This is a genomic window from Glycomyces sambucus (assembly GCF_900102815.1).
GTDB lineage: Bacteria > Actinomycetota > Actinomycetes > Mycobacteriales > Micromonosporaceae > Glycomyces > Glycomyces sambucus.
In genome coordinates this window covers 202,025-214,466 of the sequence record NZ_FNGF01000002.1, presented here as the reverse complement: position 1 = coordinate 214,466, position 12,442 = coordinate 202,025, and the positions used below count along the sequence as shown (strand labels likewise).

Sequence of the window (12,442 nt, the reverse complement as noted above, 5' to 3'; positions counted from 1 at the left end):
ACGCGCCCCCGGAGGAGTCCGGGAGCGCGTTGCGGAAGCGCGGGTCCTAGGCGGGCTGGGCGGCGGCCTCGGCGCGGAGGAAGTCCTCGCGCTTGCGGTGGTGGAACCAGAACGGCGCGAGCGGCACGACGGCGCACACGAGCGCGAGGAGCGTGGTCCCGAAGCCCCAGCCGAGGCGGCGGCGCACGAGGAGGGTGGAGCCGCACAGCAGCACGAACAGGGCGCCGTGGAGGGAGCCGAGCGGCATGACCAGGTCGATGTCGGAGACGCGGCTCAGGCCCGAGCCGAGGACGAGGAGGAGCACGAAGGACCAGCCTTCGGCGAGGGTGAGCATCCGGTACAGGAAGACGGGGTTCTTGGCCACCGCGGGCTCCTTTCAGAGTGTTTCCGCGCCGAACCTAGCACCGGCCGCCCGCGCGGACCCCGGTGCGGAGCGCGCCTGCGCCCCAGGCCACGCGGGCTTGCTTGACGGACCGGCCCGCCTCGGTGTATGAATGAAGCGTTATATAACCGAAGGAGTATGCAATGGTGGTGTCCTCGATCTTCGAGGTGCTGGCGCTGCCGGTCCGGCAGGCGATCGTCGAACGGCTCCGCGAGGGGCCGCGGACCGTCGGCGAGCTGGCCGAGGGCCTGGGGCTGAGCCAGCCGCTCGCGTCGAAGCACCTGCGGGTGCTGCGGGATTCGGGGTTCGTCAGCGTCCGCGCGGAGGCGCAGCGACGCTGGTACGAACTGCGGCCCGAGCCGCTGCGCGAGGTCGACCGGTGGCTGGAGCCGTACCGCTGGATGTGGGAGTCGCGGCTCGACCGGCTGGGAGACCGCCTGGACGCCATGGCGGCCGAAGAGGACGCCGCAGCAGCCCCTGCAACGGAGACCGCAACCGACGAGGAGAAGGACCGATGACCGACACCGAACTGCTCACCGACCGCGACCGGCCGGCCGTGAAGGTCGAGCGCCGCTACGACCACCCGATCGACCGCGTCTGGCGCGCGGTGACCGAGCAGGAGCACCTCGCGCAGTGGTTCCCGTTCGGCGCCGACCTCGAGCTGCGCGCGGGCGGGAAGGCCGACTTCGGCGAAGGGGGCACGGGCGAGGTCCTGGAGGCCGACCCGCCGCGGTTCCTCGCGTTCACGTGGGGCGACGACAAGCTGGAGTTCACACTGGCCGAGGACGGCGACGGGACCCTGTTCACGCTGGTCCACGGCTTCGACGACAAGCCGGGGGCGGCGAGCTTCGCGGCCGGCTGGGAGCTGTGCATGGGCGCGCTCGCGGAGGTGCTGGCCGACCGGAAGCCGGGCGAGGCCGGGCGCGGGGTCGCGCGGCACGAGGAGCTGGCGTCGCGGTTCGGGCTCGACCGGCCGCAGGTCACGACCACGGCGGACGGTTGGACGGCGTCGTTCGAGCGGCAGTTGACGTGCCCGGCGCAGGCGGCCTGGGACCTGTTCTTCGGCGGCCCGGGGGCGGCGCCCGGTCCGGGCGAGGAGTTCCGGGCCCCGCAGGCGACCGCAGTGCTGCTCGGCGTGGTGGTCGAGTGCGACGAGCCGAAGTCCTTCGCGTTCGCGGTGGCCGCGGACGAGCCGGGCGAGGAGGTCCGGCTGCGCTTCGGGGAGGGCACCGGCCACGGCGCCCGCCTGTTCCTGGAGGTCGCCGGCACCGACCCGGCCGAGCTGGACGCCGCGGTGGAGCAGTGGGGCGACGGCGCGATCGCCCGCGTCGCCGCCGAGGCCGCGAAGCTCGACGCGTAGCAGACGCGAGGAGGGCTCCCGCCGGTTCCGGCGGGAGCCCTCCTCGTCTGTGCTTACAGCGCGCGGCTCTTGAACGAGCGCAGCCGCAGGCTGTTGCCGACCACGAACACGCTCGAGAAGGCCATGGCCGCCCCGGCGAGCATCGGGTTGAGCAGGCCCAGGGCCGCGAGCGGGATCGCCGCGACGTTGTAGGCGAAGGCCCAGAACAGGTTGCCCTTGATGGTGCCGAGGGTGCGCCGCGCGAGCCGGATCGCGTCCGCCGCACCGCGCAGGTCGCCGCGGACGAGCGTCAGGTCGGCCGCCTCGATGGCGACGTCGGTGCCGGTGCCCATCGCCAGGCCGAGGTCGGCCTTGGCGAGCGCGGCGGCGTCGTTGACGCCGTCGCCGACCATGGCGACGGTCTTGCCCTGCTCCTGGAGCCGGGTCACGGCCGCGACCTTGTCCTCGGGGAGCACTTCGGCGATCACCTCGTCGATCCCGACCTCGGCCGCGATGCGCTCGGCGACGGCCCGGTTGTCGCCGGTCAGCAGGACCGGCGTCAGCCCGAGGGCCTTGAACTGGGCGACCGCCTCGCGGCTGGTCGGCTTGACGGTGTCGGCGACGACCAGGACCCCGCGGGCCTCACCGTCCCAGGCCACGGCCACCGCGGTCTTGCCGCCGCGCTCGGCCTCGGCCTTGGCCTCGGCGAGCGCCGGGTCGAGGTCGAGGGTCCAGTCCCGGAGCAGGGACTCGCGGCCCACGACCACGTAGTGGCCGTCGACGACGCCTTGGACGCCCTTGCCCTCGACGTTCTGGAAGTCCTCGACCGCGGGCAGCGGCCCGTCAGCGGCGGCGCCCTTCGCGATCGCCTGCGCCACCGGGTGCTCCGAGGCGTGCTCGATCGCACCGGCGAGCCGCAGCAGCTCGGCCCGGTCGACGCCCTCCGCGGGGAGGACGTCCACGAGGGTCATCTTCCCGGTGGTGACGGTGCCGGTCTTGTCGAGCACGATCGTGTCCACTTTGCGGGTGGACTCCAGGACCTCCGGGCCCTTGATGAGGACGCCCATCTGGGCGCCGCGGCCGGTGCCGACCAGCAGCGCGGTCGGCGTGGCGAGGCCGAGGGCGCACGGGCAGGCGATGATGAGGACCGCGACGGCGGCGGTGAAGGCCGCGGCGGCCGGGAAGCCGGCGCCGAGCCAGAACCCGAGGGTGCCGACCGCGATCGCGATGACCACCGGCACGAAGAACCCCGAGACGCGGTCGGCGAGGCGCTGGACCTCGGCCTTCCCGGACTGGGCCTCCTCGACGAGGCGGGCCATCTGGGCGAGCTGGGTGTCGGCGCCGACGCGGGTGGCGCGGACGACCAGGCGGCCGCCGGCGTTGACGGTGGCGCCGGTGACCGCGTCGCCCTCGCCGGCCTCCACGGGCACCGACTCGCCGGTGAGCATGGAGGCGTCGATCGCGGAGGTGCCCGAGACGATCACGCCGTCGGCGGCGATCTTCTCCCCCGGGCGGACCACGAACTCGTCGCCGACCGCGAGCTGCGCGATCGGGACGCGGGTCTCGGCGCCGCCGCGCAGGACCGCGACGTCCTTGGCGCCCATCTCCAGCAGGGCCCGCAGGGCCGCGCCGGCCCGGCGCTTCGAGCGCTTCTCGAAGTAGCGCCCGGCCAGCAGGAACATCGTGACGCCCGCGGCGACCTCGAAGTAGAGGTTCCCGGCGCCGTCGTTGGGTTCGACCTTGAACTCGAACGGGTGGGTCATGCCGATCTCGCCGGCCGTCCCCCAGAACAGGGCGTACACCGACCAGGCGAACGCGGCGAGCGTGCCGACGGACACCAGCGTGTCCATCGTGGCCGCGCCGTGGCGCAGGTTGGTCCAGGCGGCCTTGTGGAACGGCCAGGCCGCCCACGCGATGACCGGCCAGGCCAGCGCGAGCGAGAGCCACTGCCAGTAGTCGAACTGGAGGGCCGGGGCCATCGACATGGCGATGACCGGGACCGACAGGACGATCGAGGCGATGAGGCGGTCGCGCAGGGAGTCGAGTTCGTGGTCGGGGCGGTCCTCGGGGGCGGCCTCGGGTTCGGGGGCCGCGGGGAGGGCGGCGGTGTAGCCGGTCTTCTCGACGACGGCGATGAGCTCGGCGGGGTCGATGCCGGCGGGGGCGTCGATGCGGGCCTTCTCGGTGGCGTAGTTGACGCTGGCGGTCACGCCGTCGAGCCTGTTGAGCTTCTTCTCGATCCGCATGGCGCAGGAGGCGCAGGTCATGCCGCCGATCTCGAGTTCGATGCGGTTCGCGGCGGCGGGGGCCGATGCCATGGGTCTGCCTTTCTTCTGCTCGGTGTTCGCTCGGTCGTTGGGGGCGCGGTCGTCGGAAGCTCAGTCGTCGTGGGCGTCGGTGCCGTCGTGGCCGTGCGGGGTCGCGGACTCGGTCGGCGCGGCGGGCGCGGTGCCGTCGGTGTCGAGGACGAAGGCCGCGGTGTGGACCTGGCCGTCGACCTGGAAGTCCAGGTAGAGGAGGTACGTGCCCTCGGTGGGCGCGGCGGTGGCGAAGGTGATGGCGGGGCCGGAGGTGGTGCCGGGCACGGGGTCGTCGCCTTCGGGGTGGACGTGCAGGTAGCCGAGGTCGCCTTCGCGGAGGGCGACGAGGTGGCCCCAGGCGCCGAGGTAGGGCTCCAGGGCGGTGACGGGCTCGCCGTCGCGGGTGACCTCGACGGTGAGTTCGGTGGTGGTGCCCGTGGCGAGGTCGCCGGCGAGGGTGACCTCGAAGCCGTCGACACTGGCGGTGCGGGTGATCGGGTTGTCGGCGCGGGGCGCGTAGTCGCCGGCGACCTCGACGGTCTGCGAGAGCGTCACGTCGAGTTCCTCGGCGGCGTCGCCGGGGACGAAGTCGGCGAAGACGCGGTAGGTGCCGGGCTGGGCCCAGGACCAGGGCAGGGACCAGGTCTCGCCGTCGAACTCGGGGTGGACGTGCCGGAACTCGGCGCCGTCGGCGCGGACGACGATGAGGTGGAGCTGCTTCTCGTGGGACTCGGTGTACTCGGTGAGGGGGGTGCCGTCGGGTGCGGTGATGCCGAAGGCGAGGACGCCGTCGGTGCCGGTCTGGGCGGGGGCGGCGACCTCGCTCATGAGGTAGCCGTCCTGCTCGATCGAGAGGCCGCGCACCGGGTCGGCCGCGTGGCCGCCGTGGTCTTCCATGTCCGTCTCCATGTCCATGTCGTGTTCGGGTTCGGTGTCGGCCAGTCGGTCTTCGACGGCGCTGTCGGGGACGGCCACGGCGGCGACCGCGTAGGCGCCCCCGAACAGCGCGGCGAGTCCGAGGCCGAAGGCGCTCAGTCGGACGGGGGTGTTCATGCGGCGCGCACCGCCTCGTAGCCGGCCTCGTCGACGGCGGCGATGACCGCGGCGTCGTCGATCTGCCCGGCGGCGGTGACGACGAGCCGGCCGGTGGCGGCGCTGACGTCGATCTGCGTGACGGGGCCGATCTTGCCGACCTCTTCGCGCACGGACATCTCGCAGTGGCCGCACGTCATGCCGGTGACCTGGTACTCGATGACGCTCATGGCGGTTCCTCTCGCTCGATCATACCCCTGGAGGGTATCTCCTTGATCTGAATTTATACCCCCTAGGGGTATCGAGTCAACAGTCGGGTCCCACTTTTTCGCGCCGGGCCCGCGACGCGCGGAAACGCCCGCCGATTCCGCCGTGGGCGTAACGGGTGGAAACCTCGCGGGGCCGCGGCTTACCGTGGGGCATGGCTGAGACTTCCCCGAACCCGGTCGACGCGCCCGAGGCGACCCGACCGAGCCGCGCCCCGCGCGAGCCCCTGTGGCGCGACGCCCTCGGCGAACGGCTCCGGTCCGCCCGGCGCGAGCGCGGCGAGACCCTGAGCGAGACCGCCGACCGCGCGGGGATCTCCCCGCAGTACCTCTCCGAGATGGAGCGCGGGATCAAGGAGCCGTCGAGCGAGATGATCGCCGCCGTCGCCGGCGCCCTCGACACGACCCTCGGCGACCTGGCCCTCCAGGTCGCCGAACGCATCCTCCTGGACCGCAGTGTGATCGAGATCGAGCGCGCGGTCGCCGACCGCGCGGCGCCCCCGTCCGGCCCGGTGTGCCGGGCGGCGTACGCGCTGGCGGCCTGACCGGGAGGCCCGGGACCGGTCCCGGGCCTCCTCCTAGCTGGTCACGGTGGTGATGACGACCGTGGTCGCGACCGCCGCGATGGCGGCGTTCGTCGCGGCGATCGCGTTCCGCACCGCCTCGGCCGCCCACTGGCCCGCGACGATCTCGCCGGCCCGCTGCTCCAGGGCGGTCCACTTGAGCTCGTCGTACTTCAGGACCTGGTGCATGCTGCCGCTGGCGGCCAGGAGCGCGATGATCGCGCCGGTGCGCGGGTCGGGCTCCTCGCCGCCCACGAGCACGGCCTTGAGCCGCTCGCGCAGCTCGCCCTCGTGCCGGGCGTCGGCGGCGGGCCAGGTGGTGGAGCGGAACAGGCCGAGCACCTTCTTCGTGTCCCGCCGCACCAGGCCCTTGTCCACGAGCCGGTCGGCGACGGTCTCGCGGAGCTTCGTGCCGATCCGGACGAGCAGGTCCTGCACGGCGCGCGGCTTCGGCGCGATCGCCGCGTACGCGTCCGCGAGCAGCGGGTCCTGCGGCGCGGCGCCCTCCACGGCGTGGACCTTCGCGGTGCTCCACGCGCTCTGCTGCTCCTCGAAGCGCACGTCCCCGGCGAGCGCGAGGTCCATGAGGACCGCGCCGCCCAGCGGGTAGTACAGCGTGCCTTCGCCGGCGATGTACCCCTTCTCGTCGTCGAGCAGGAGCAGGAGGAGGTCTTCAACGATGAGCATCGGCAGAGTGTATGCGAATCCGGGCCCGCGCGAACCTTCCTACTGGGTCTCCAGGATGTTGTCGATGAGGCCGTAGTCCTTGGCGGCCTCGGCGGTGAAGACGCGGTCCCGGTCGGTGTCGACGCGCAGCGCCTCGACGGTCTGGCCGGTGTGGCGCGAGAGGATCCGCTCGATGCCGTCGCGGACTCGCACGACCTCGTCGGCCTGGATGATGAGGTCGGGGATCGTGCCGCGGCCCTGGGCCGCGGGCTGGTCGAGGACGATCCGCGCGTGCGGCAGGGCCGACCGCTTCCCCTCGGCCCCGGCCGCCAGGAGCACCGCGCCGACGGCCACGGCCTGGCCGATGCAGGTGGTCGCGATCTGCGGCTTGATGTAGCGCATCGTGTCGTAGACCGCGAGCATCGCGCTGGGGTCGCCGCCCTCGCAGTTGATGTAGAGGTTGATGTCCTTGTCGGTGTTGATCGCCTCCAGGTGCAGGAGCTGCGCGACCAGGGCGTTGGCGACGCCGGCGTCGACGGCGGTGCCGAGGTAGATGACCCGCTCGCTGAGCAGGTGCGAGTAGACGTCCATGACGCGCTCGCCGCGTCCCTGGTCGACGATGACGTTGGGGATCATGTAGCTGCTCATCGCGCTCCTCCTTCGGCCCGGACCCGCAGGCCGATGCCCGGCCGCTCCTTGGGGGCGATCTCGTCGAACGACGTCACGATCGCGTCGACGAACCCGTACTCGCGCGCCTCCTCGGCGCTGTACCAGCGGTCGCGCAGGGAGTCGTCGAAGATCCGCTCCACGGCCTGGCCGGTGTCCTCGGCGGTCAGCCGGAGCACGGTGTCCCTGGTGTAGCGCAGGTCGTTGGCCTGGAGTTCGATGTCGACGGCGGCGCCGCCGATCCCGGACGAGCCCTGGTGCATGAGGATCCTGGCGTGGGGCAGCGCCCGGCGCTTGCCCCTGGTCCCGGCCGAGAGCAGGAACTGGCCCGCGCTGCACGCGATCCCGAGTGCGAGCGTGGCGACGTCGCACGGCACGAGGCGCATGGTGTCGCGGATCGCGAGCATCGCCGGGACGGAGCCGCCCGGGGAGTGGATCCACAGCGAGATGTCGCTCGCGGGGTCGTCGATGGCCAGCGACAGCATCTGCGTCGCGAGCAGGGTCCCGTTGTCGTCGTCGAGCACGCCGTCGAGGACGAGCACCCGCTGCTGGTACAGCTCCCGCCGCACGCGTTCGGAGAACTGCTGCGGCCTGTTGTCTTCGCTCATGGCTCAACGGTGCGCGGGGGTGCTCCTCCCCCGCAACCGGATCCGCCCTGGGCGGATCCGCTCTCAGCAGCGCCGCGGAGGTCCGGCAGGGAGCTCCGCGGCGGCGCGCCCGCATGGGTGCGGGATTTTTCGCCCGAACCGCGTCATGGCCGACGTTCCGGTGCGTGTTCTGTGCGAGCGGGCCGGTCGGGCCACCACCAGTGTCCGGCCGGCCCGCGCCTCGGCGCGGATCAGGACGCGGGCGTGCGGGCCGTCCACTGGGTGCGCAGGGCCGTGAACATGGGCTTGCGGGACGGGGACTCGGTCAGGCCGCCGTGGAGCATCGCGCCGATCGCGGCCTCGGCCGCGGCGTTGTCGGCGGCGCTGACACCCTCGGCGACCATGGTGAGGACCTCGTCGGCCGCGGCGGCCACGAGCTCGGGGTCGCCCTTGCGGGCCGCGCGGGAGAACTCCACCGCGAGGTCCTTGTCGCTGTTGATGTTGCGCGCCGCGCAGGTGTGGAGCCGCTGCCCGTAGCCGGTGCCCTCGATCCAGCATTCGGCCATGAAGACGAGCGTCCGCGCCGGCTGGTCCCACCGCAGGTCGCTCCCGAGCAGCTCCGACAGCGCAGGCAGCTGCGTCGCCTGGGGATAGGTCGATTGGAGGACCGCTTCGGCGTGGGCGTCGGTGAGGTATCGATAGGTCATGTATGAACGGTATCCGGCCCGGCCCCCGTCGCCGCGCTCCGCCCGTTATCTACCTCGCCACGTGCGCGTGCGGAGCGACGGCGTCACACCCGCCCTGAGGGCCGCAGACCGTGCCTGAACTGCTATTTCACCCCGAATGCCCGGAACCCGGTCCCCGGAACGGGCGTATTCGAGAACCGGCCGACCCGGGGTGTCGCGCGCGCCGGACCAGTCCCGGTCCGCGGGGTGTCAGGCCAGGAGTCCGGAGAGGAGTTTCGCCAGCGCCCGCGGCCGGTGGTCGTCGTCTGAGGTGGTGAGGTCGCCCAGGAGTGCCGCGATGCGGGGGCGGTCGCCTTCGGCCGCGACGTGGGCGAGGTAGGCGGCGGCGTGGGCGGGCCGGGTCCCGGCGGCGCGCTCGTTGAGGGCGAAGGTCGCGGTGACGGCGTTGAGGAGGGCGAAGACCTCCAGCTTCGACCGGCCGTCGCCGGGGTGGTCGGCGAGGACGGCCAGGACATGGTCCAGGACCTCGATGCCGTTGGGGCCCAGTGAGGGGCGGGTGAGGACGAGTTCGGGCAGCCAGGGGTGGCGGGCCATGACCGCGTACAGGCCCTCGGCGACGGCGACGAGGTCGGCGACCGGGTCGCCGGTGGGGGGCGGGAGGGCGATGTCGGCGGCGGTCGCGTCGACCATGAGGTCGAGGAGGTCGTCGCGCCCGGACACGTACCGGTAGAGCGAGGCGCCGCCGGTGCCCAGCTCCGCCGCCACGTTGCGCATCGAGACCGTCTCCAGTCCGCCGCGGTCGGCGACCGCCAGTGCGGCGGCGGTGATCTCGGGGCGGCTGCGCACCGCGGGGCGGCCGGTGGCGGCCCGCTCGGGCCGGAGCCAGATCGGTTCGTCGTAGTCGGCCACGTCACTCCTCGGTCGTTTGCGAACACTGTACCCGAAGGCTAGACTTCGGGAACACTGTTCGCGAACTCCGAACCTGGAGGAACCATGGACCGAGAGCAGCCCCAGCCCCCGACCGAGCGCCGGACGCAGACCGAGCCTCGAGCCGAGCCGGTCGAACCGCACCTCGCCCCCACCGGATACGCGCGGAACGGCGAGGTCCGCATCGCCTACGAGGACTTGGGCGGCGAGGGGGGCGATCCGCTCCTGCTGGTGATGGGGTCGGCGGTGACCAGGTTCTGGTGGCCGGACGGACTCGTCAGGGCCCTGATCGACCGCGGCTTCCACGTGGTGGCCTTCGACAACCGCGACTCAGGGCAGTCCACGCACTTCCCGGCCTCGCCGGCGCATCCGGTGGCGGCCCTCTTCCGCAAGGAGGCCCCGGCCTACACGGGCGAGGACGTGGCGGACGACGCCGTCGCGGTGCTCGACGCGGTGGGCTGGTCCTCGGCGCACCTGTTCGGGCACTCGAACGGGGGCCTGCGCGCCCAGCGGATCGCCCTGCGCCATCCCGGCCGGGTCCGCAGCCTGGCCCTCTCCGCCTCGGTGTCCTCCGATGCGGGCCCGTGGAAGCTGCTGCGCCGCATCCGCTTCGGCACCGTCGCGAAGATGGCGCGCCTCCGCTACCCCGAGACCCGCGAGGGCGACCTGGCGATGGGGCTCGCGGTCTCGCGGGCCCTGGCCTCGCCGGGTTATGCGTTCGACGAGGCCGAAGCGCTGTCGCGCATCGAGAAGGACGTCTCCGGTTCGGTCAGGGATACCAACTCGATGGGCCGCCAGCACGGCGCCCACTGGTCGGGTCCGAAGCTCCACGCGATCGCGGTCCCCACCGTGGTCCTCCACGGCGACGGCGACCAGCTCCTGCGCACCGCGGGCGCCCGCGACCTCGCCGGGGCCATCGCCGGCGCCCGCCTCGTGGTGACGCCGGGCGTCGGCCACGACATCCCCGCACCGATGCACGAGGTCTACGCGGAGGAGGTGAGGGCCAACGCCGACAAGGCCGTCCGAACCTGAGCCGGGACCGCGACCTCCACCAGCGGTTCGCCGGTGGGATCGGGCCGGAGCGGATCCCGGGGCGCTGGGGCGCACCTGCCGCCCCGGCGGTTCGGCCCGGTCGTGGCGGGGCTCAGCGGGCTTCGGCGGGTTCCTCGGGTGCGCCTTCGATGCGGGCCGCGGGCCTGCGGGCGGCCGGGGTGATGAAGGCCGAGGCGAGGACGAGGACCAGGACGGCGATGAGGGCCGTGCGCAGGCCGTAGTGCTCGCCGAGGAAGCCCAGGGCGGGCGGGCCGACGAGGAAGGCCACGTAGCCGATGGTCGCGGCGAGGGAGACGCGGGCGGCGGTGTTCGGGCCGGAGTCGCCGGCGGCCGAGATGGCGACCGGGAACCCGAGTGAGGCGCCCAGGCCCCACAGGATCGCGGCGGCGCCCGCGACGATCTGGTTGTCCGCGAAGACGACCAGGGCCATGCCGACCCCGCTGACGAGCGCGCACGCGCACAGGACCGCGGCGCGGCCGAAGCGGTCCACGAGCCGGCCGCCGAGGAACCGCCCGATGGTCATCGCGGCGGCGAAGGCGGCGAAGATCCCGGAGCCGAGGGCGGCGTCCATGCCGTAGCCGTCGACCATGACCAGCGGGAGCCAGTCGTTCGCGGTGCCTTCGGCCATGGCCAGCGCGAGGATGACGCCTCCGATGAGCAGGAGCCGCGAGTCCTTCCAGACGGCGGCGCGCGGCGCGTCCACGGCGGTGTCGGCCGCGGTGCGCTTCCCCACGCCCGCGGGGACGGGCCGGATCGCGACGGCCAGTGCGGCGACCGCGATCGCGGCGGCGGTCCACAGGTGGAGGGAGACGGGGAAGGCGAGGGCGGTGAGCACCATCCCGGCGGTGGCGCCGACGACGGTGCCGAGGCTGAAGAAGCCGTGCATGAGCGGCATCGTGGAGCGGCCGAGTTCGCGTTCGATCTCGGCGCCTTCGATGTTGAAGGAGACCTCGCCGCCGCCCATGCCGAAGCCGAAGAGGCCCAGGCCGATCGCGACGACGAGCCCGGAGCCCAGGTGGGCGCCGGTGCCGATGACGGCCGCGCCGAACGCCATGGCGAGGGTCCCGGCGATCATGACCGGCCTGGTCCCCCACCGGGAGACGAGCGGTCCGGCGGCGAGGATGCCGGTCATCGAGCCGACGGAGAGCCCGAAGAGGATGAGGCCCATCTGGGCGGTGGAGGCGCCGACGAGGTCGCGCACGTCCGGGGTCCGGGTGACCCACGAGGAGATGGTGATGCCGGGCAGGAAGAAGAGCGCGGACAGGGCGTTCCTGCGGGCGGTGGGGGAAGCGGGCACGGGGGGCCTTCTCAGGACGGCGGCACGAGTCTGTACAACCGTACACACTTGCGGGGGCGTCTCGGATCGGGGCGCCGCGCGGGCTATGGCAGATTGGTCACATGGGCGGAACACGGCGCGAGGTCCCCAACGACCCCGGACGCAAGGCGCGCATCCTCGACGCCGTGCTCGACGTCGTCGCCGAGTCGGGCATCCACAGGACCACGCACCGCCGCGTCGCGGCCCGGGCCGGGGTGCCGCTCGGATCGCTCACGTACTACTTCGCGGGGCTCGACGACCTGCTGTTCCAGGCGTTCGCGCGCCTCGCCGACACCATGTCCGAGCACTACCGGGACTCGCTGGCGCGGGCGCGGACGCGCGCCGAGGCGGAGGCGGCGGTGGTCGAGCTCGTGTGCGGGCCCGAGTACGGGACCTCGCGGGAGATGACGCTCATCTTCGAGCTGTACGGGTACGCGAACCACCATCCGCAGGTCATGGCGATCGCCCGCGACTGGCTCCACCGCTCCCGCGAGAGCCTGCACCTCCATTTCCCCGAGCGGGTCTGCATGGCGCTCGACGTGCTCATCGAGGGATGGCCGATCCAGCGCGTCATCGAGGGCGCCCCGCTCGACCGGGGCCTGGTGGCCGCGACGGTCCGCGCGATCGTCGCGGGCCTCGACCCGGAGCCGTAGGGCCGCG

15 protein-coding genes are annotated in these 12,442 nt (G+C 73.1%); 5 read left to right on the top strand and 10 right to left on the bottom strand.

Annotated features, from left to right (window positions below):
* Positions 1 to 46: 46 nt before the first annotated feature.
* Positions 47 to 364 (bottom strand): DUF3817 domain-containing protein, encoded by a 318-nt coding sequence (locus tag BLS99_RS06170; protein WP_091045461.1) that lies wholly within the window; start codon positions 362 to 364, stop codon positions 47 to 49.
* 161 nt (positions 365 to 525) lie between these two features.
* Here BLS99_RS06170 and BLS99_RS06165 point away from each other — a divergent pair, with 161 nt between their 5' ends.
* Together BLS99_RS06165 and BLS99_RS06160 are read left to right on the top strand one after the other, a co-directional pair.
* Positions 526 to 900, top strand: coding sequence for an ArsR/SmtB family transcription factor (locus BLS99_RS06165; protein ID WP_245712170.1), 375 nt, complete (start codon positions 526 to 528; stop codon positions 898 to 900).
* Positions 897 to 1,742, top strand: a complete 846-nt coding sequence (locus BLS99_RS06160; protein WP_091045458.1) for an SRPBCC family protein — start codon at positions 897 to 899, stop codon at positions 1,740 to 1,742. The genes BLS99_RS06165 and BLS99_RS06160 overlap by 4 nt, the downstream gene beginning before the upstream one ends.
* Before the next feature lie 53 nt (positions 1,743 to 1,795).
* Here the strand turns inward: BLS99_RS06160 and BLS99_RS06155 are convergent, their stop codons facing one another.
* From BLS99_RS06155 to BLS99_RS06145, 3 genes are read right to left on the bottom strand one after another with little or no spacing between them, the layout of a single operon-like run.
* Positions 1,796 to 4,039, bottom strand: a complete 2,244-nt coding sequence (locus tag BLS99_RS06155; protein WP_091045455.1) for a heavy metal translocating P-type ATPase — start codon at positions 4,037 to 4,039, stop codon at positions 1,796 to 1,798.
* 60 nt (positions 4,040 to 4,099) lie between these two features.
* The gene (locus BLS99_RS06150; RefSeq protein WP_091045452.1) at positions 4,100 to 5,074 is read right to left on the bottom strand and encodes a heavy metal-binding domain-containing protein; all 975 of its coding nucleotides are present in this window, start codon (positions 5,072 to 5,074) and stop codon (positions 4,100 to 4,102) included.
* A complete protein-coding gene (locus BLS99_RS06145) occupies positions 5,071 to 5,283 on the bottom strand; it encodes a heavy-metal-associated domain-containing protein (RefSeq protein WP_091045447.1) in 213 nt (70 codons plus the stop codon). Before BLS99_RS06145 ends, BLS99_RS06150 begins: the two co-directional genes overlap by 4 nt.
* Before the next feature lie 191 nt (positions 5,284 to 5,474).
* Between BLS99_RS06145 and BLS99_RS06140 the strand changes: the two genes are divergently transcribed.
* The gene (locus BLS99_RS06140) at positions 5,475 to 5,864 is read left to right on the top strand and encodes a helix-turn-helix domain-containing protein (protein WP_091045444.1); all 390 of its coding nucleotides are present in this window, start codon (positions 5,475 to 5,477) and stop codon (positions 5,862 to 5,864) included.
* 33 nt (positions 5,865 to 5,897) lie between these two features.
* Here BLS99_RS06140 and BLS99_RS06135 read toward each other — a convergent pair whose 3' ends face one another.
* The 5 genes from BLS99_RS06135 to BLS99_RS06115 all read right to left on the bottom strand — a co-directional run bounded on the left by BLS99_RS06135 (position 5,898) and on the right by BLS99_RS06115 (position 9,396).
* Positions 5,898 to 6,569, bottom strand: coding sequence for a GOLPH3/VPS74 family protein (locus BLS99_RS06135; RefSeq protein WP_091045440.1), 672 nt, complete (start codon positions 6,567 to 6,569; stop codon positions 5,898 to 5,900).
* Positions 6,570 to 6,608: 39 nt separating this feature from the next.
* Entirely contained in the window at positions 6,609 to 7,196 is a 588-nt protein-coding gene (locus tag BLS99_RS06130; protein WP_091045435.1) for a ClpP family protease, read from the bottom strand.
* Entirely contained in the window at positions 7,193 to 7,822 is a 630-nt protein-coding gene (locus BLS99_RS06125; protein WP_091045433.1) for a ClpP family protease, read from the bottom strand. The genes BLS99_RS06130 and BLS99_RS06125 overlap by 4 nt, the downstream gene beginning before the upstream one ends.
* 230 nt (positions 7,823 to 8,052) lie before the next feature.
* A complete protein-coding gene (locus tag BLS99_RS06120) occupies positions 8,053 to 8,508 on the bottom strand; it encodes a hypothetical protein (RefSeq protein WP_091045430.1) in 456 nt (151 codons plus the stop codon).
* 228 nt (positions 8,509 to 8,736) lie between these two features.
* A complete protein-coding gene (locus BLS99_RS06115) occupies positions 8,737 to 9,396 on the bottom strand; it encodes a TetR/AcrR family transcriptional regulator (protein WP_091045428.1) in 660 nt (219 codons plus the stop codon).
* A gap of 84 nt (positions 9,397 to 9,480) precedes the next feature.
* Between BLS99_RS06115 and BLS99_RS06110 the strand changes: the two genes are divergently transcribed.
* Complete coding sequence (locus BLS99_RS06110; protein WP_091045426.1) at positions 9,481 to 10,446, top strand: alpha/beta fold hydrolase; 966 nt, start codon at positions 9,481 to 9,483, stop codon at positions 10,444 to 10,446.
* Positions 10,447 to 10,558: 112 nt separating this feature from the next.
* On the opposite strand, the gene BLS99_RS06105 is transcribed toward BLS99_RS06110, so the two are convergent.
* Positions 10,559 to 11,764, bottom strand: a complete 1,206-nt coding sequence (locus BLS99_RS06105) for an MFS transporter (RefSeq protein WP_091045423.1) — start codon at positions 11,762 to 11,764, stop codon at positions 10,559 to 10,561.
* 101 nt (positions 11,765 to 11,865) lie between these two features.
* On the opposite strand from BLS99_RS06105, the gene BLS99_RS06100 reads away from it, so the two are divergent.
* Positions 11,866 to 12,435 (top strand): TetR/AcrR family transcriptional regulator, encoded by a 570-nt coding sequence (locus tag BLS99_RS06100; RefSeq protein ID WP_091045419.1) that lies wholly within the window; start codon positions 11,866 to 11,868, stop codon positions 12,433 to 12,435.
* Positions 12,436 to 12,442 lie beyond the last annotated feature (7 nt).

Excerpts from the sequence above, each read along its gene's own strand:
- BLS99_RS06165 (WP_245712170.1), top strand. The coding sequence starts at position 526 with ATGGTGGTGTCCTCGATCTTCGAGGTGCTGGCGCTGCCGGTCCGGCAG.
- BLS99_RS06160 (WP_091045458.1), top strand. The coding sequence starts at position 897 with ATGACCGACACCGAACTGCTCACCGACCGCGACCGGCCGGCCGTGAAG.
- BLS99_RS06155 (WP_091045455.1), bottom strand. The coding sequence starts at position 4,039 with ATGGCATCGGCCCCCGCCGCCGCGAACCGCATCGAACTCGAGATCGGC.
- BLS99_RS06150 (WP_091045452.1), bottom strand. The coding sequence starts at position 5,074 with ATGAACACCCCCGTCCGACTGAGCGCCTTCGGCCTCGGACTCGCCGCG.
- BLS99_RS06145 (WP_091045447.1), bottom strand. The coding sequence starts at position 5,283 with ATGAGCGTCATCGAGTACCAGGTCACCGGCATGACGTGCGGCCACTGC.
- BLS99_RS06140 (WP_091045444.1), top strand. The coding sequence starts at position 5,475 with ATGGCTGAGACTTCCCCGAACCCGGTCGACGCGCCCGAGGCGACCCGA.
- BLS99_RS06135 (WP_091045440.1), bottom strand. The coding sequence starts at position 6,569 with ATGCTCATCGTTGAAGACCTCCTCCTGCTCCTGCTCGACGACGAGAAG.
- BLS99_RS06130 (WP_091045435.1), bottom strand. The coding sequence starts at position 7,196 with ATGAGCAGCTACATGATCCCCAACGTCATCGTCGACCAGGGACGCGGC.
- BLS99_RS06125 (WP_091045433.1), bottom strand. The coding sequence starts at position 7,822 with ATGAGCGAAGACAACAGGCCGCAGCAGTTCTCCGAACGCGTGCGGCGG.
- BLS99_RS06120 (WP_091045430.1), bottom strand. The coding sequence starts at position 8,508 with ATGACCTATCGATACCTCACCGACGCCCACGCCGAAGCGGTCCTCCAA.
- BLS99_RS06110 (WP_091045426.1), top strand. The coding sequence starts at position 9,481 with ATGGACCGAGAGCAGCCCCAGCCCCCGACCGAGCGCCGGACGCAGACC.
- BLS99_RS06100 (WP_091045419.1), top strand. The coding sequence starts at position 11,866 with ATGGGCGGAACACGGCGCGAGGTCCCCAACGACCCCGGACGCAAGGCG.